Genomic DNA, 16902 nt, shown 5'->3' with positions numbered 1-16902 from the left:
AGTTGCTAGCACTAGTTAAGGGAGGGGAAGGAAAAGACTAAAAAATTAGAGTTAGAAATCAGTCCCCCCTCTCCTTTTCGGAGAGGGGGCCAGGGGGTGAGGCGAATGCGAGAACAGCTATTGCTTTCCAGTCTTATGCGCCACCACCGCTTTCAAGAAGTCATCGAACAGGAACTCCGTATCCTGCGGCCCACCAGCGGCCTCAGGGTGAAACTGCGTCGAGAAAAACGGCTTGGTTTTGTGCTTGATGCCTTCGCAGGTGCCGTCGTTCAGGTTCTCGAAAAGCATGTCCCATTCAGCGGGCAACGTTTCAGTATCGACCGCGAAGCCGTGGTTTTGGCTGGTGATGTAGCAGCGCTGGGTGCCGGTGAGCTTCACGGGCTGGTTGTGGCTGCGGTGGCCGTATTTGAGCTTGAACGTGTCGCCGCCCGCCGCCAGGCCCATGAGCTGACTGCCCAGGCAGATGCCGAAAATGGGCTTGTCCTGTTGCAGGGCTTTCTGGAGGTGCGCGATGGTGGCTTCGCACATTTTGGGGTCGCCGGGGCCGTTGCTTAGGAACAGGCCGTCGTAATCCAAGGTCGTGAAATCGTAGTCCCAGGGCACCCGAATCAGCTCCACGTCGCGCTCCAGGAAGCAGCGGATGATGTTGGTTTTGGTGCCGCAGTCCACGAGCACGATTTTGTGCTGGCCGTGGCCGTAGTGCTGCACACCGGCCGGGCTCACCTGGGCCACCAGGTTGTCGAGGTTGGGGTCGTGAAAGGGCACGTCGGTTTCGGCCACGATTTTGCCCAGCATGGCGCCTTTCTCGCGCAGCTTCTTGGTGAGCATGCGGGTATCGACGCCGAAAATGCCGGGGATGTTGTACTCCTTGAGCCAGTCGCCGAGGCTTTTGGCGGCATTCCAGTGGCTGTGCTCCTCGGAGTAGTAGCTCACTACGAGCCCGGCAATGTGAATTTTGTCGGACTCGAAAATCTTCGAAATCGACTCGTACAGTTCCTCGCCGGGCACGCCGTAGTTGCCCACCATGGGGGTGGTGAGCACCAGAATCTGGCCGGCGAAGGACGGGTCGGTGAGGTTTTCGGGGTAGCCGGTCATGGCCGTGCTGAACACCACTTCGCCCGCGGCGGAGGTGAACGCACCGAAGGATTCGCCCTGGATTTCGGTGCCGTCTTCGAGGATGAGTTTTACCGATTTAGCGTTTTCCACTTTATTATGAGAATAAGGGGTTTACTCTGTTATTGATTTTCTGCAGTACTCAGGCATGCAGCTTACTTTCTCGTTGAGTTGGGAGGGAGTGGCAGGTGGGCTCACCATCCCCATCAACAATAATCGAATCCTGGCTCGTCAGGGTGCCTGCCACGATTCCGGAAAGCTTACTGCCAGACGTCTGGCGGGTGTGCGGCGTAGCCTTAACCCGCTTTTGTAGTAGCCACGATACATTTTCGGCTGGAACAGGACCGTAAATCAGGGGTCTGTTCCAGCCGAAGCAGGTTGTAAGCCAAACGGGAGCGAAAGCGTGTAAATCAATCTGCTCCGCGCAATGCCGTTTCCGGATGTCAGGCATCGGGAAGTCGGGCGGGCACAACTGCTGAAAGGAATAGTTAGTGGCCGCTCTTTCATGGAAAGAACCAGCCGGCTGCTGCGCAAAAGTGGCCAATGGCAGCGTGCAGCTAATTAGAAGGGGAGCTTGGCTCGTAAACTTCATCGTGCTACTCATTGGGGCTGCAAGTTAGGCCACAAGCGGCTTAACTCCTTGCCTCTGCCGGAATAAGTGTGTACAGCGCCTGCAAAAACCGGTCAATTTCGGCCTTCGTGATATTCAGCGGCGGCAGCAGCCGGAGCACCGTGGGGTCGGAGGCGTTGCCCACGAAAATGTGGTGTTCGGTGAGCAGCTGGTCGCGGATTTCCTTGATGGGGAAGTCGTATTTGATGCCCACCATCAGGCCCCGCCCGCGGATTTCTTCGGCGCCGGCGTGGGCCAGCAGCTCGGTGCGGAGGTAGTCGCCCAGCTCGGTGGCGTGGGCCAGCAGGTGTTCATTTTCGATGACTTCGAGCACGGCCAGGGCGGCGGCGCAGGCCAGGTGGTTGCCGCCGAAGGTGGTGCCCAGCAGGCCGTATGAGGCTTTCAGCGACGGCGCAATCAGGATGCCGCCGATGGGAAAGCCGTTGCCCATGCCCTTGGCCACGGAAATGATATCGGGCTGGATGCCGGCGTGCTGGTGCGCGAAAAAGGTACCGCTGCGGCCGTAGCCGCTCTGTACCTCGTCGGCGATGAGCAGCACGTTGTGCGCGCCGCACAGCAGCGACAGCCCCTGCAGAAAATCATCGGAAGGCATGATGATGCCGCCCACACCCTGAATCGGCTCGATAATGACGGCGCAAACGTCGCCGCCGCGCAGGATTTCGGCCACCGCCTTCAGGTCGTAATCGACGAAGCTGATGGCGTGGCCGGCATTGAAGGGGGCCACGATTTTCGGGTTGTCGGTGGCGGCCACCGCGCCGCTCGTGCGGCCGTGAAACGAGCCTTTGAACGCCACCACGCGGGTTTTGCCGGTGTGGAAGGAGGCCAGCTTCAGCGCATTCTCGTTGGCCTCGGCCCCCGAGTTGCACAGAAACAGCGCGTAATCGTCGTAGCCCGACACCTGGCCCAGCTTGTGCGCCAGCTGCGTCTGAATCGGAATCTGCACCGAGTTGGAGTAGAAGCCGATGTTCTGCAGCTGCTCGGTGAGGCGCTGCACGTAGTGCGGGTGGCTGTGGCCGATGGAAATAACGGCGTGGCCGCCGTAGAAATCCAGGTATTCCTGGCCCTGGTCGTCCCACAGCTTCGCGCCGAGCGCCTTTACGGGCGTGATGTTGACGAGGGGATAAACGTTGAAAAGCTCCATGTTATGGCGGTTGTCTCGAAGACTTAATTTTTGAAGGAACTAGTCTAATGATATTTCTAAGTCAGGCGGAATATTATCTGGATTCAAACTCGCATATAGAATCTTGTCAATTCCAATGAATGACATTGCATCATAGCTTCTGAATAGAATCGTTTGATTTTCTGATTCTATATCCATGTGAATCCCTTTTTCAGCTACTTCCTCTTCTTCAGCTTTTTGAGTTATAGCATCTCTGTTCTCATCCGTAATCATTATCTGCCAGTCACCAGCATTGTCAATTAGGAGTGCGCCAAAAGTGGTTTTGATGCCAGCCCAGGAGTCACTTGAAATATGCCAGATGGACCCAGATGGGACATGGCGAATTACTTCGGAGAGAAGACGGATTTCGCTAGACATGATTTGCAGCGTGACGGTCTACTTTAAAAAAATGAAGCCTTACTCATCAGCCCCGTCGTTTCCGGCAGGCCAAACAGCAGATTCATATTCTGCACCGCCTGGCCCGACGCGCCTTTCACCAAGTTATCAATCACCGAGGTAATCAAGAGCTGCTTGCCTTGTTTCTGCACGTGCAGCAGGCATTTGTTGGTGTTCACCACTTGCTTGAGGTGAATTTCCTTGTCCGACACCGTAGTGAACGGCGCGTCGGCATAAAACTGCTGGTACAGCGCCCGCGCCTCGTCCTGCGTCAGCTCCGAGGGCGTGTAGACGCTGGCGAAGATGCCCCGCGCGAAATTGCCGCGGTAGGGGATGAAGTGAATCTCGGCTTCCGACTGCGGCTGCAGCTGCGCCAGGCTCTCACCGATTTCGCCGAGGTGCTGGTGCGTGAAGGGCTTGTAGATGGACACGTTGTTCGAGCGCCACGAGAAATGTACCGTTTCCGCCAAGCTCTGGCCCGCGCCGGTCGAGCCGGTGATGGCCGACACGTGGATGTCGTGGGTGAGCTTGCCGGCTTTCGCCAGCGGCAGCAGCGCCAGCTGAATGGCCGTGGCGAAGCACCCCGGGTTGGCAATGCTCTGGGCCTGCTGGATACGGTTTTTGTTCAGCTCCGGCAGGCCGTATACGAACTCGCGACCTTCAAATTCAGCATCGGCCGTCAGGCGGAAATCGTTGCTCAGGTCGATGACGTGGGTGGTTGCGGGCAGGGCGTTTTTAAGCAGCCAGGCTTTGGAGTTGCCGTGGCCCAGGCACAGAAACACCACGTCCTCATCGCCGGCCAGCTCGGAGGCGAACACCAAATCGGTTTCGCCCACCAAATCGTCGTGCACCTGGTGCACCGGGTTGCCGGCGTTCGACGAGCTCACGATGCCGCCTAGCTCCACGAACTCGTGGTGCAGCAGAATGCGGATAAGCTCGCCGGCGGTGTAGCCGGCCCCGCCCACGATGCCGGCGATGATTTTGGTGTTTTGCATGGCGTAGCGCGGACTTTTAGTCCGCGGGTATGTGGAATCGGCGAACCCGGTTGAGAGTAGGGATGGACAGTATGCTAGCGGTCAGACCCGCGGACTAAAAGTCCGCGCTACTCGTTTAAACTAGCGCTAATCTTCAGTTGATTACCGAAAATCTTGATGAAACCACGCGCATCCCGCGCATCCCAGGCATTATTCTCTTCCCCATACGTGGCCACTTTCGACTGCATCATATCATACTTAGACTCGATGCCGAGCAGCTCGAACCGGTAGGGGTGGAGCTGTACGAACACCTTACCCGATACGCGGTTCTGCGACGATTGCAGGAACGCCTCCATGTCGCGCATCACCGGGTCGAGGTACTGGGCCTCGTGCAACAGCGTGCCGTACCAGTTGGCGATGTAGTCCTTGTGCAGCAGCTGCCAGCGGGTGCTGGTGTGCTTCTCCAGCAGGTGGTGCGCCTTGATGAGCATGAGCGGCGCGGGCGCCTCAAAGCCCACGCGGCCCTTGATACCCAGGATGGTATCGCCCACATGCGTGTCGCGGCCAATGGCGAAAGCCGAACCCAGTTCGTTCAGCTTCTGAATCAGGGCTACTGGGTCCATCGTCTCACCATTCAGGGCCACGGGCTCACCTTTCTCGAAGGTGATTTCCACGCGCTCCGAATCGTGCCGCTGCAATTGCGACGGGTAGGCGCTTTCCGGCAAAGCTTCGTGCGAAGTCAGCGTTTCAACACCGCCCACGCTGGTGCCCCAGATGCCTTTATTAATGGAATATTTCACCTTCTCCCAGCTCATCTCGAAGCCCTGTTTTTGCAGGTACTCAATCTCGGCCTGGCGCGACAGTTTCAGGTCGCGGATGGGCGTGAGAATCTCCGTTTTGGGCGAAATAACCGAAAAAGCCACGTCGAAGCGCACCTGGTCGTTGCCAGCTCCGGTGCTGCCGTGCACGATGTAGTCGGCCTCGTTGGCGCGGGCATACTCGGCAATGGCCAGCGATTGGAACATGCGCTCGGCGCTCACGCTCAGCGGGTACGTGTCGTTTTTTAGCACGTTGCCGAACAGCAGGTAGCGCAGGCAGTCTTGGTAAAAGCGGGTGGTTACGTCAATCACCTCGTGCTTCACCGAACCCAGCTCGTAGGCGCGCTTCTCGATGGCGGACAGCTCCTCGGCCGTGAAGCCACCGGAGTTGACGATGACGGTGTGCACTTCCAAATCAAGGTCGCGCGACAAATACACGGCGCAAAACGAGGTGTCGAGGCCGCCGCTGTAGGCAAGTATGGCTTTTTTCTTCATTTTTCGAGTGTGCGGTAAGCTTTAGCTTGCCATTGGATAGTTAAGATGTTAGCAGGGACACGGCCCTGCGGTGCCGGCGAAAGCTTACCGCACAAGCTAGGAAGCCGATTCTGTTTTCTGGTCCAGGGCCGCAAAATCGGGTGCCTGCAACTGCACCAGCTGCTTTTCGGGCGTGTCATACAGCATACCCGTGCAGAGGCACAGCTTGCGCTCATTCTCCATCAGGATGCTATAGTTTTTGCAGCTTTTGCAGCCTTTCCAGAAGTCTTCACTGGTGGTCAGCTCCGAGAAGGTAACGGGCTCGTAGCCGAGGTCGGTGTTGATTTTCATCACGGCCAGACTGGTCGTGATGCCGAAAATCTTGGCCTGCGGGTACTTGCTGCGCGACAGCTCGAACACGGCCTGCTTGATGGCCTTGCCTACGCCACCTTTGCGGATTTCGGCGTTCACAATCAGGCCGGAGTTAACGACAAAGGTCTTGTCATCAAAGGTTTCGATGTAGCAAAACCCCGCAAGCTCGCCATCGACGAAGGCGATGATGCCGTCGCCGCTGGCCATTTTCGTGGCCACATAGGCCGGCTCGCGCTTGGCGATGCCGGTGCCCCGCGTTTTGGCCGACTCGACGTACCACTGGCATAATTGTTCAGCGTACTGTGCGTCCGCTGCAGTTGCAACCCGAATTGTCATTGATTATTAGAAACTTAGGGATAGATGCGCGGCTGTCCGGAAAACCCGCATTGCTACACGGTGATTTCCTGCTAAAGCCCAAACCTGTCTGTAAGTTGAGCGGATACTAGCCCGGCTCAAAAGGGGCTGGCCAAGGGGCCAACATGCGGCTGCTGAAGCCGCTAGGGTCGTCGCACCAGCGCGCAAGTCGTTTGGCACACGCCGGCTGCACCCGGCCGAACGGCGGAGGCGAGCATGGAAGACGTGGAAACGAGGAGGGGCATGATGAAAGTCAAAGTGATTCGGCGCTTTAACGAAGCAGCGAACCAAGTGGTTCAATTCTGGCACAAATGTAAAAGCTCCTACTTTTGCCTGCAACCTTTCCGGTGGTTTTTTTAAAATAGCACTTGCCCGACGCTGGGTTTGCGCGTATGTGAAGTAGTGATGAAATCCAAATTAAAAATATTTAAAATAGGTGGCGGTATAATTGACAGCGAGGCTGATTTGTGGGAATTCGTGCGCTTGTTTTCCAAAATTAGGGGGCCGAAAATTCTGGTGCACGGCGGTGGTAAAGGCGCCAGCGAAATGATGAAAAATCTGGGCATCGCCCCGCGCATGATAAATGGCCGCCGCATTACCGACGCCGACACGCTGGATTTAGTAACCATGTTTTACGCCGGCAAGACCAACAAGCAAATTGTGGTGGCGCTGCAAAGCCATGGCGTCAACGCGTTGGGCCTCAGTGGTGCCGATGGCAACGTGATTCAGGCCGTGAAGCGCCCGGTGCGTGATATCGACTACGGTTTCGTAGGCGACCTGAGCGAGGCCAGTGTAAATACAGAGTTGGTGCATCAGTTTCTGACGCTCGGTTTGACGCCGGTTTTCTGCCCGATTAATCATGACGGCCACGGCCAGCTATTAAATACCAATGCCGATACCATTGCCGCTTCCGTCGCCAAAGCGTTAAGTAAGAAATATGCAGTAGCATTACATTTCTGCTTTGAAAAGCGCGGCGTGCTCACGGATATTAACGACGATGATTCCGTAATTATGAAAATTAATCTTGCGGATTACGCCGAATTAAAAGAAAGCGGCATTATCGCCGACGGCATGCTGCCCAAATTAGAAAATGCGTTTGACGCGCTGCAATTCGGCGTTGATAAAGTTGTTATCGAACACGCGCTGCACATCAATGAGGATTTGAAAACGACGCTATGGCTGAATTAATTGAGCAACTGAACAATGATGCCGTTGATTTATTAATCCGGCTCATAAAAACACCCTCTTTCTCCCGCGAAGAGGCTGGCACTGCCACGCTAATTCAGGAGTTTCTATTGGCGCACGGAGTAGCAGCGAAGCGGCAGCAGAATAACGTATGGGCCGTTTCGGCGCATTTTGACGCGAGCAAACCAACGGTATTACTCAACTCGCACCACGACACGGTGAAGCCCGGTGCGGGCTGGACGGCCGACCCATTTGGCGCAGCTCTGAACGGGAATAAATTAACCGGTTTGGGTAGTAATGATGCGGGCGCTTCGGCCGTGAGTTTGCTGGCGACATTCCTTTATTTTCAGAATAAATCGAATGCCTTTAATCTGATATGTGCCATCACCGCCGAGGAGGAGATTTCGGGTGCCAATGGCATCCGTAGCGTGCTGCTGGAATTAGGGAAAATTGACCTGGGAATTGTGGGTGAGCCCACAGGGATGAATCTGGCAATCGCCGAAAAGGGTCTGATTGTGCTGGACTGTACTACCAATGGTAAAACCGGCCACGCCGCCCGCGAGGAAGGTGAGAATGCCCTCTACAAAGCGTTGGATGATATTCAGTGGCTGCGGGGCTTTCCGTTTCCTGATGTGTCGCCGCTGCTGGGGCCGGTGAAAATGACGGTGACGCAAATTAGCGCCGGTACGCAGCACAATGTGGTGCCGGATAGGTGCCAGTTCGTAATCGACGTGCGAACGAATGAGTTGTACCAGAACCAGGAAATTGTTGATTTCCTGCGGGAGAAATTGCAGTCGGAAATTGTGCCGCGCTCCACGCATTTAAATTCCTCATGCATCAGTGAAAATCATCCGCTAATTCAGAAGGGGTTGGCGATGGGTAAGATGACTTATGGCTCGCCGACGCTGTCGGACCAGTCGATGATGCCGTTTGAAACGCTGAAAATGGGGCCCGGCGAAAGTGCCCGCTCGCACACGCCGGACGAGTTTATCTTGGTGAGCGAGATTCGAGCGGGAATTCGGGATTATATTGAATTGCTGGAGGGTTTCAGGTTTTAAAATAGGTTGAACAAAACCAAATCGTCATGCTGAGCTTGCCGAAGCATCTCTACTGCGCAAGTAATCCAATCAGCAGGGTTTACTCTGCGCGGTAGAGATGCTTCGACAAGCTCAGCATGACGTTCTACATGAATTTAGAGAATAGCGCACTATGAAAATTTGGGAAAAAGGGTTTTCGGTAAACGATACCATCGAAAAATTCACGGTGGGCCAGGACCGGGTGCTGGATATATACCTCGCGCCGTTCGATATGCTGGCCTCGAAAGCCCAGGCCAATATGCTGGCTAAAGTGGGCATGATTTCGGAAGCGGAACGGCAGGAGCTTATTATCGGGCTCGATGAGCTGCTGGCGCAGGTGGCCGCCGGCACGTTTCAGATTGAGGATGACTTTGAGGACGTGCATTCCAAGATTGAATCTTACCTAACCGAGAAATTCGGTGATGCGGGCAAGAAAATTCACACCGCCCGCTCGCGGAATGACCAGGTTTTGACGGCTATCCAGCTTTTCCTGAAGGATTATGCCGAGCAGATTTCGGCCAAAATAGTGGCCTTGGTGGAAGTGCTGCTGCAAAAGGCCGAAGCCCACAAAAACGACCTGCTGCCGGGTTACACGCACTTTCAGGCGGCAATGCCGAGCAGCTTCGGGCTGTGGTTTTCGGCTTATGCCGAGCATTTGCTGTTGGATTTGGCGCTGTTTGAGGCGGCCCACAAAGTGGCCGACCAGAACCCGCTGGGCTCGGGCGCGGGCTTTGGCAGCAGCTTCCCGATTGACCGCGAAATGACGACTCGGGAAATGGGTTTTGGCAGCGTGGCCGTGAGCAGCGTGGGCGCGCAGATGCTGCGCGGCAAAACCGAGAAAACACTGGCCTTTGCCATTGCGGGCGCGGCCGGCACACTGGGCAAGCTGGCGTATGATTTGGTGCTGTATAACAGCCAGGATTTGGGCTTTGTGAACCTGCCCAAGGAATTCACGACGGGTTCGAGCATCATGCCACACAAGAAAAACCCTGACGTGTTTGAGCTGGTGCGCGGCCATGCCAACCGCCTGCAGGCGCTGCCTAACGACATTATCCTGGCCACCAGTAACCTGCCCAGCGGCTACCACCGCGACTTCCAACTGCTGAAGGAGCTGCTGTTCGGGCCGATGATGCAGTTTGCCGACCTGCTGGATATGCTTTTGTTTGCGCTGCCCGAAATCAAGATTAAAGAGGGCGTGATTGAGCAGGCGAAATACGACCCGATATTTTCGGTCGAGAATATCAATCAATTAATTATCGCCGGTGTGCCGTTTCGCGATGCGTACCAGCAGGTGGGGCGCAGCGTGGAGGATGGCAGCTACGTGCCGCACCGCGAGTTTCAGACCACCCATCTGGGGAGCATTCATAATTTGGGACTAGCAGAAATCGCGGCCAAAGTGGCGCGGTGGAAGGAGGGGAGCGAGCTGTTCAAATAAGTAGTGAAAACTCGAACAGGAGTTCGTGGATGCCGCCATCTCCGCCGGAGCGAGCTGTTCAAATAAGTAGTGAAAACCTGCTGGCGACGAGCCGGCGGTATTATTGGTGAATTCCTGAGCAGCTCTGGTGCGGAAACGTGCCGGAGCTGCTTGCTTGGCCGTGTAGCCACAGATTCTGCACAGAATTAGCGCAGTAGCGCACTGTAGTTTTACAGATTATTCTGCAGTTACTTCTGGTATGTTTTCTCGATTTTCGTTTTGGTGGTTTAGTAGCTGTTGGCTGGCGGTGCTGGTTGCGGCGGGGGTGCCCACGGTCAGCTACGCCCAGGCCCTGCGCGTGCAGGTGCGCGACTCGCTACGCCACGAGCCCCTGATTGGGGCCAGCGTGGTGGTGCCGGGCACGGGCGTGGGGGCGGCCACCGATGCTACGGGGATGGCCGTGCTCACGCCCGCCCCAGCAGCCGGCAAACTCCTGCGCATCAGCGTATTGGGCTACCGGACGCGCTTCGTGGTGGCCCCGGCGGCAGGGGCGGGGCTGCTGCTGCTGCTGGCCCCGGGCGGCGTGGCGATTGAGCAGGAAGTGCTGGTAACGGCTACCCGCACCAACTCGCGCATCGAGGACCTGCCCACCCGCGTGGAGGTGCTGGGGGCCGAGGAGATGGAGGAGGAAAGCAGCATCAGGCCGGCCAGCATTGCCAGCTTGTTTGGCGATATCGCGGGCACCCAGATTCAGCCCACTTCGCCCACCACCGGCAACCTGGATTTGCGCCTGCAGGGCCTGCCGGGGCAGTACACTCAGATTTTGCGCGACGGTCTGCCGCTGTACGGCGGCTTCGCGGGCTCGTTTGGGCTGCTCACGGTACCGCCGCTCGATTTGCGGCAGGTGGAATTAATCAAGGGCTCGAATTCGACGCTGTATGGTGGCGGGGCCATTGCCGGGCTGGTGAACCTGGTGAGTAAAACGCCCACGCTGGGCACGCCGCAGTACGCCGCCAGCTTCAACCAGACCACGTTGCGCGAGACGGATTTGAACGGGTTCGCGGCTCGGCGTGGGCGGCGCTGGGGCTACTCGGTCTTTGCGGGGCTCGTCAATCAAAAGGAAAAAGACGTGGACGGCGACGGCTTCGTGGACGTGCCCCGGGTGCATAGCTTCAACCTGCACCCGCGCCTGTTTTTCTATCCCAACACCCATAGCCAGGTGGCGCTGGGCTACACCGGTATGCTGGAAAATCGCCGGGCCGGCGATATTGTGGTACTGCAAAAGGGCTACGACCCGGTGGGCGGCCACACATTCTACATCGATAATACCAGCCTGCGCAACACCGCCGACCTGCTGTATACCAACGACAGCCTGGCCGGCGGCCGTCTCACCGTCAAGGGCACCATCACGGATTTTATCCGCGACGTGAACACCAATTCCAATGCTTTCACCGCCTACCAGACCACCTACTACACCGAGGCCAGCTACCTGCACGCGGCCGGCCCGCGCCACACCCTGGTAGTGGGCCTGAACGCCAACGGCGAGCAGCTGGCCTCCTTCAACCGCAGCGCCACGCCGCTGCGCAGCCCCTACACCTACCACACGCTGGGCGCGTTTGTCCAGGATGACTGGCGCGTACTGCCGCGCCTGAGCCTGCAAGCCGGCCTGCGCCTCGACCACCATAACCAGTATGGGACCTTTGTACTGCCCCGGCTGGCCCTGCTCTACAAAGCCAGCCCGGCCGTGACGGCCCGCCTCAACGCCGGCCTGGGCTACCGCGCCCCGGTGCCCTACATCAACAGCCTCGACGAGCGAAATTATCACTTGGTAAAGGCGCTACAAGGCGTGAGCGCCGAAACTTCCTTTGGCCTGAACGGCGACGTGAACTACCAGCGCACCTTCGACGGCTTCGACGAGCCGCTGGTGCTGAGCGTGAATCAGTCATTTTTCTTCACGCGCCTCGGCAACCCGTTGGTGCTGAATGGGCTGGGTTTTACGGGGCCATTTCAGGCCAATTACCTTACCTGGCAGAATGCCGCGGCTCCGCTCTCCACGCGCGGCCTCGAAACCTACGTGCGCCTGCGGGCCGACGAGACCGAGCTCTACCTCGGCTACGTTTTCACCGATGCCCGCCGGCAGTACGATGCTCTGAACCCGCACCTGCCGCTGGCCGCCCGGCACAAGTTTGCGGCCGTAGGGTTGGTGGAGTTCACCGATGCGCTCAGTGCCGGCCTCGAAGCCTCCTATATTGGCCAGCAATACCTGTCCGATGGGCATACCACGCCCGGCTACCCGCTGTTTGCCGCGCTGCTGCGCTACCACGCGGGCAATTTTACGTTGGCTCTGAATGGCGAAAACCTGTTCGACTACCGCCAGACGCGCCAGGAAAAAGTAGTGCTCGCTCCGCTGGACAACCCGGTTTTCCGCGAGCTGTGGGCGCCTGTCGAAGGCCGCGTGTTCAACGTGTCGCTGACGTGGCGCTGGGCTAAACCCTAAAGGCCGCCCGCGCTCGAAAGCTCAGGCGGCCCATGGTCAACTAATTGCCCGGATTGTAGCTACTGCGTAATGCGCTGGCTGAACGAGCCCGCCGCCGATACCAGCCGCACAATGTAGATGCCCGTGGGCAGCGTGCGCAGGTTGAGCAGCCAGCGGCCGGGCTGGCCGGCTTGGGGCGTGCAGGTCATCTGCTGGCTGCGGCCCAGGGCATCGAATACGCGCACGGTAGCTGGGCCGGTAGCCAGCACTTCGGCGGGCAGGCTGGTGCTCACCACCCACTGGTGGGCCTGGCTGCCGGGGTACACGGCTAGCCCCTCGGCGTTGGCGCTGCCCGGGCGCACCACCTGCACCGGCGAGTAGGCCGTGGTGCCATCGAAATCGACCTGGCGAAGGCGGTAATAGCTGGCGCCGAAGAGCGGCTGCTCGTCGGTGTAGTCGTAGGTAGTACGGGCCTGCGTGCTGCCGGCGGCCGCCATCGTGTGCAGCGCGTTGAAGTTTTTGCCATCGGCCGAGCGCTCAATCACGAACTCCTTGCTGTTTTTCTCCGAGGCCGTAACCCAGTGCAGGGCCACACCCTGCCGCCCGGTTACGGTGGCCGTAAATATCACCAGCTCGACGGGGAGCGGGCCGGTGCACACCGCCAGGCTCTGGCATTCCAGCTCCGAATTGTTGGTGGCATCGATGGGGCCGGGGCAGCCAGTGGTCAGGCGCAGGGCGCACACGGTGACGAGGGAGGAGGCGCAGTTGGCAGCCAGCTTTTTGAAGGCTCCGTTATTGCCAAATACGCAGCCGCCAATGCGTAAGCTGCCCGTGCCACACAGCGTATTATTGGCCCCGCCCCGGGTCAGGTCGATGCTGCCGTTGATAACCACCCGGCTATTGTCAATGATGTCGGAGTTTACCAGTATCAAGTTGCAGTCGGTTCTGAGTAGGGTGGGGGTGGTCGCCGTGCCCTGCGCCATCACCATCACCCGGGCCTTGTCCACCGTCAGCTGGGCTACGCTCAGGGTACTGCCCGCGCTCACCAGGAGGTTGGTATCGGTGGGGCCGCCGCTGCCATCGCCCAGCGTCAGATTGGCCCCGCCAATCAGCGAACCGCCGTCCAGCAGGGAAATAGAGCCGTTTTTAGCCACGGCGTAGTCTCCATTCAGCACCACTCCAAAGCCGTTGATGACAATGGTGGCGTCGCTATTGGAAACGGGGGCCGTGCCGGTGCATTTTGAGCTGGACGCCTGCCAGGTAGTAGGGTCGTAGAAATCGCCGTCTTTCACAGCCGTGAACGTGCACTGGGCTTGGCTACTGAAAGCCCGTCCAAGCAGTAGCATAATGGTCAGTAATAAATAGACTTGTTGCGTAATGTTTGTGCTTAAAATCAGCCTATTACAGGCATGAAATCGCGCTAATTTTATTGGCAATGTGGCTTAGACATTCTCTTTGCAATTTTTGTCGGTTTTTATTGTTGACATAATTAATTGATTATCAAGGCTTTTTGCTTCGAAACAACTCTAACAGGTGATAATCTTTTTCATGGCGCTCAATTATAATTAAAATACGTAAATGAAGTAAAAATGGTACGCATTATAAAAAAAGATGCAATTTTTAAGCTCTCTTGAAAACAGCTTATTGATTTTAGTATTTACGGATGTATTAGATGCGGAAAAGCCCCCTGCAGTGCAAATGCAGGGGGCATCATTGTACTTTGTGATGTCTGAATAAGCGCTTGCTACTCAGCTTATTTTCATTAATCGGTGATGCTTATGCCCACACCAGCACCACGGTGCCGGCCAGAATCAGCCCGGCGCCGAGGGCACCTTTCAGGCTGATGGTTTCGCCCAAAAAGGCCACTGCCAGTAGCATGGCCAGCGCCACACTTAGCTTATCGACCGGGGCTACCTTCGTTACCGGCCCCAATTTCAAAGCCCGGAAATAGCACAGCCACGATGCCCCCGTAGCTACGCCCGACAGCACCAGAAACAGCCAGGTGCGCCCCGTGAGGGCCGGCAGCCCTGCCGTGGCCCCGCGCGCCATGGCAATGCCCCAGGCCAGCAGCAAAATCACCACCGTGCGGATGGCCGTCGCCAAATCCGAATCGACACCCTTGATGCCAATTTTGGCAAAAATGGCGGTGAGGGCCGCAAACAGGGCCGAAAGCAGGGCGTAGGGAATCCAGGAAGCCATAATCAGAGGGAAGGCTGGTTAAAGGAAAGGAGTGGAGCCTGAAAAGACATCGGTGACCAATGAAAGCTACGGGCTGGGCGATGATAGTGGCCCGTTAGGAGGTGGAAACCCCTGGTTTGGGAGAAAATAAGGCATCCGGGGAAAGGGGGCCTGCAACCGGAAATGGTGTGGCCAGCCTTCTACAGGCACAAATCACCATTCAGCTTCCCATGAAAACAACCCGATTACTGGCAGTATTGCTGCTGATTTTAGCCAGCCTGAACAGCTGCACAAAAGACTCAACGGATGTCGCCTCCATCATTGGCGCCTGGTATGGCCGCTCGCAGTTTGAGGGCCTGGCCCGGAGCGGTGCGGTAAGCTTCGTGATTGACGGCAAGGCCTACGTGGGCCTCGGCACCGATGGCACCGACAAGTACACCAATTTCTGGCAGTATGTGCCCGGCACCAATACCTGGAAGCAGCTGGCGCCGTTTCCGGGCGTGGGGCGCTATCAGGCCGTGGCCTTCGCCGCCAACGACAAAGGCTACGTGGGCACCGGCTACGACGGTAACTACAAGAAAGACTTCTGGCAGTACGACCCCAGCACCGACGTGTGGACCCAGAAGCCCAGCTTCGGTGGCAACAAGCGCTTGGGAGCGGTGGCGTTTGTGGCCAACAATGAGGGCTACATCTGCACGGGCCTCGACAACGGCACGTACCAGACCGATAACTGGAGCTACAACCCCACCACCGAAACTTGGACCGAGCACCGCAAGCTGGAGGGCACGACTACCAACGGCACCGGCTTTGACTTCAGCGCCGTGCCCCGGGCCTACGGCGTGGCCTTCACCATTGCCAATACCAGCTACGTCACGCTGGGCAGCAAAGACACCCAGTCACTCAGTTGCTGGGCCTACAGCCCCACGGATGACAGCTGGCACCAGAAAACCGAGTTCAGCGGGGCCTTCCGCACCCTGGCGGCAGCTTTTGGCCTGGGCGACTACGGCTACGTCGGGCTGCGCGTGGGCGGCAGCATCCGCTACGACGACCTCTGGAAACTGGAGCCCGCTACCGATGTGGACTAAGCGCCCCGCTATCCAGGCGGGCACTTCCTATGGGAAAGGGCTCGCCGCCGGCCGGCCGGCGGGGGCAGGCTGGTGGCGGCGGGGGCTGCAGCTGGCGCTGCTGGCTGTGGCCGCTGCCGCCACCGCCTGCGACCCGGTGGGCAATATCGCGCTCGATTTGCCCGCCACCAGCACCGGCAGCACGGCTTACTACGTCGACACCCTGACGGTGCGGGTGGCCACGGTGCTACACGACTGATAGCCAATTCTATCACCGATAACCTGCTGGTGGGGCACTACCACGACCCACGCCTTGGCACCATCACGGCCCGCAGCTTTGTGTGGGTGGGCCAGCGGGCGGCCTGCGCGCCCACTACCGACGAAGTATTTGATTCCCTTGTATTGGTGCTGAAGCCCGATGCGGCCGACGACGCGGCCCTGTTCCGCAGCCAGGTGAGTACCGCCGGGGCCGCCCTGAGCCTGTACACGCACCTGCCCCTCGACCCGCTTACGGCCATTGTGAAGGACTTTGCCCTGGCTGCGGGTGCCGAGCATTTCTACCAGGTAGCCACCGACGGCACGGGCACGCCCCTCACGCCGCTCACTACTTCGTTGCAGGCGCTCGACGTGTCGCGTGCCGCCCAGGAAAGCTACATCGATGGCGCGCTGGGCCTGTAGACCAAAATCGAGATTCTGTACCTGAATAACCTGCGCGCCTTTGGCTCCGGCATCACCATTGTGCAGGCGCATCTGGTGCTCGAAGCGCTACCGGGCTCCACCACGCGCTACCTGCCGCCGCCCGGCAGCCTGGTTTCGTACCTGGCCGGGCGCGGCAATCAGCAGGGGCTGGCCGTGGGGGCCGTCGCCGTTCCATACCTGAATAGCGTGTCGACGCTGACCGGTCTGGAAACGGGCTCCTACAACTTCGCCATCACTGCCTATTGCCAGGCGGTGGTCGACCGCACACTCAAAAACGATGGCGTGTTGCTGGCATCGGCCGCGCCTACCAGCCCGGAGCGGGTGGTGCTGGGCGGCCCCAGGCGCAGCGAGAACCGCCTGCGGCTGGAGCTGTATTTTCTCAGCCATTAATTTTCAGCAGCTCATTGCCCGGGAATTGCTAAAATAATTTTGGCGGCTATCAATCAGGTTGTTATTGGCGAGTAGTGAGCCGGTCTGATGGCTTTTCAGGGGTGGTCAGACCGGTTTTTGCGGGCCGGA

General features: G+C 58.1%; 16 protein-coding genes. 8 read left to right on the top strand and 8 right to left on the bottom strand.

What is annotated here, in order from left to right:
• Positions 1-117 precede the first annotated feature (117 nt).
• The 6 genes from carA to KQ661_RS17990 form a co-directional block, all read right to left on the bottom strand.
• A complete protein-coding gene (gene carA / locus KQ661_RS18015; RefSeq protein ID WP_216727672.1) occupies positions 118-1206 on the bottom strand; it encodes a glutamine-hydrolyzing carbamoyl-phosphate synthase small subunit in 1089 nt (362 codons plus the stop codon).
• Between the two features lie 539 nt (positions 1207-1745).
• Entirely contained in the window at positions 1746-2885 is a 1140-nt protein-coding gene (locus KQ661_RS18010) for an aspartate aminotransferase family protein (protein WP_216727671.1), read from the bottom strand.
• Between the two features lie 39 nt (positions 2886-2924).
• A complete protein-coding gene (locus tag KQ661_RS18005; RefSeq protein ID WP_216727670.1) occupies positions 2925-3281 on the bottom strand; it encodes a hypothetical protein in 357 nt (118 codons plus the stop codon).
• Positions 3282-3304: 23 nt separating this feature from the next.
• On the bottom strand, positions 3305-4294 hold the full coding sequence (argC, locus tag KQ661_RS18000) for an N-acetyl-gamma-glutamyl-phosphate reductase (RefSeq protein ID WP_216727669.1): 990 nt from the start codon (positions 4292-4294) through the stop codon (positions 3305-3307).
• Positions 4295-4401: 107 nt separating this feature from the next.
• On the bottom strand, positions 4402-5586 hold the full coding sequence (gene argG / locus KQ661_RS17995) for an argininosuccinate synthase (RefSeq protein WP_216689675.1): 1185 nt from the start codon (positions 5584-5586) through the stop codon (positions 4402-4404).
• 96 nt (positions 5587-5682) lie between these two features.
• Positions 5683-6273, bottom strand: a complete 591-nt coding sequence (locus KQ661_RS17990; protein ID WP_216689673.1) for a GNAT family N-acetyltransferase — start codon at positions 6271-6273, stop codon at positions 5683-5685.
• 423 nt (positions 6274-6696) lie between these two features.
• Between KQ661_RS17990 and argB the strand changes: the two genes are divergently transcribed.
• The 4 genes from argB to KQ661_RS17970 all read left to right on the top strand — a co-directional run bounded on the left by argB (position 6697) and on the right by KQ661_RS17970 (position 12463).
• Positions 6697-7479 carry an acetylglutamate kinase gene (gene argB, locus KQ661_RS17985; RefSeq protein ID WP_216689671.1) on the top strand — a complete coding sequence of 261 codons (783 nt, stop codon included), beginning with the start codon at positions 6697-6699 and terminating at the stop codon, positions 7477-7479.
• Positions 7467-8534: a M20 family metallo-hydrolase gene (locus tag KQ661_RS17980; RefSeq protein WP_216689669.1), complete on the top strand. Its 1068-nt coding sequence runs from the start codon at positions 7467-7469 to the stop codon at positions 8532-8534. The genes argB and KQ661_RS17980 overlap by 13 nt, the downstream gene beginning before the upstream one ends.
• A gap of 151 nt (positions 8535-8685) precedes the next feature.
• Positions 8686-9987 carry an argininosuccinate lyase gene (gene argH, locus KQ661_RS17975; protein WP_216727668.1) on the top strand — a complete coding sequence of 434 codons (1302 nt, stop codon included), beginning with the start codon at positions 8686-8688 and terminating at the stop codon, positions 9985-9987.
• 238 nt (positions 9988-10225) lie between these two features.
• The gene (locus tag KQ661_RS17970) at positions 10226-12463 is read left to right on the top strand and encodes a TonB-dependent receptor (protein ID WP_216727667.1); all 2238 of its coding nucleotides are present in this window, start codon (positions 10226-10228) and stop codon (positions 12461-12463) included.
• Between the two features lie 59 nt (positions 12464-12522).
• Here the strand turns inward: KQ661_RS17970 and KQ661_RS17965 are convergent, their stop codons facing one another.
• Complete coding sequence (locus KQ661_RS17965; RefSeq protein WP_216727666.1) at positions 12523-13788, bottom strand: T9SS type A sorting domain-containing protein; 1266 nt, start codon at positions 13786-13788, stop codon at positions 12523-12525.
• A 430-nt stretch (positions 13789-14218) separates the two neighbouring features.
• A complete protein-coding gene (locus KQ661_RS17960; RefSeq protein WP_216689661.1) occupies positions 14219-14641 on the bottom strand; it encodes an EamA family transporter in 423 nt (140 codons plus the stop codon).
• Positions 14642-14850: 209 nt separating this feature from the next.
• Here KQ661_RS17960 and KQ661_RS17955 point away from each other — a divergent pair, with 209 nt between their 5' ends.
• Genes KQ661_RS17955 through KQ661_RS17940 form a run of 4 tightly spaced genes read left to right on the top strand, consistent with a single transcriptional unit; the run spans position 14851 to position 16773 of the window.
• On the top strand, positions 14851-15705 hold the full coding sequence (locus tag KQ661_RS17955; protein WP_216727665.1) for a Kelch repeat-containing protein: 855 nt from the start codon (positions 14851-14853) through the stop codon (positions 15703-15705).
• The gene (locus tag KQ661_RS17950) at positions 15695-15943 is read left to right on the top strand and encodes a hypothetical protein (RefSeq protein WP_216689657.1); all 249 of its coding nucleotides are present in this window, start codon (positions 15695-15697) and stop codon (positions 15941-15943) included. The genes KQ661_RS17955 and KQ661_RS17950 overlap by 11 nt, the downstream gene beginning before the upstream one ends.
• Positions 15944-15972: 29 nt before the next feature.
• Positions 15973-16362 carry a hypothetical protein gene (locus tag KQ661_RS17945; protein WP_216727664.1) on the top strand — a complete coding sequence of 130 codons (390 nt, stop codon included), beginning with the start codon at positions 15973-15975 and terminating at the stop codon, positions 16360-16362.
• Between the two features lie 60 nt (positions 16363-16422).
• Positions 16423-16773 carry a hypothetical protein gene (locus KQ661_RS17940; protein WP_216689652.1) on the top strand — a complete coding sequence of 117 codons (351 nt, stop codon included), beginning with the start codon at positions 16423-16425 and terminating at the stop codon, positions 16771-16773.
• The last annotated feature ends 129 nt before the right edge of the window (positions 16774-16902 follow it).

The sequence above is a fragment of the Hymenobacter siberiensis genome (assembly GCF_018967845.1).
Lineage (GTDB): Bacteria > Bacteroidota > Bacteroidia > Cytophagales > Hymenobacteraceae > Hymenobacter > Hymenobacter siberiensis.
This window is presented reverse-complemented; position numbering and strand designations above follow the sequence as displayed.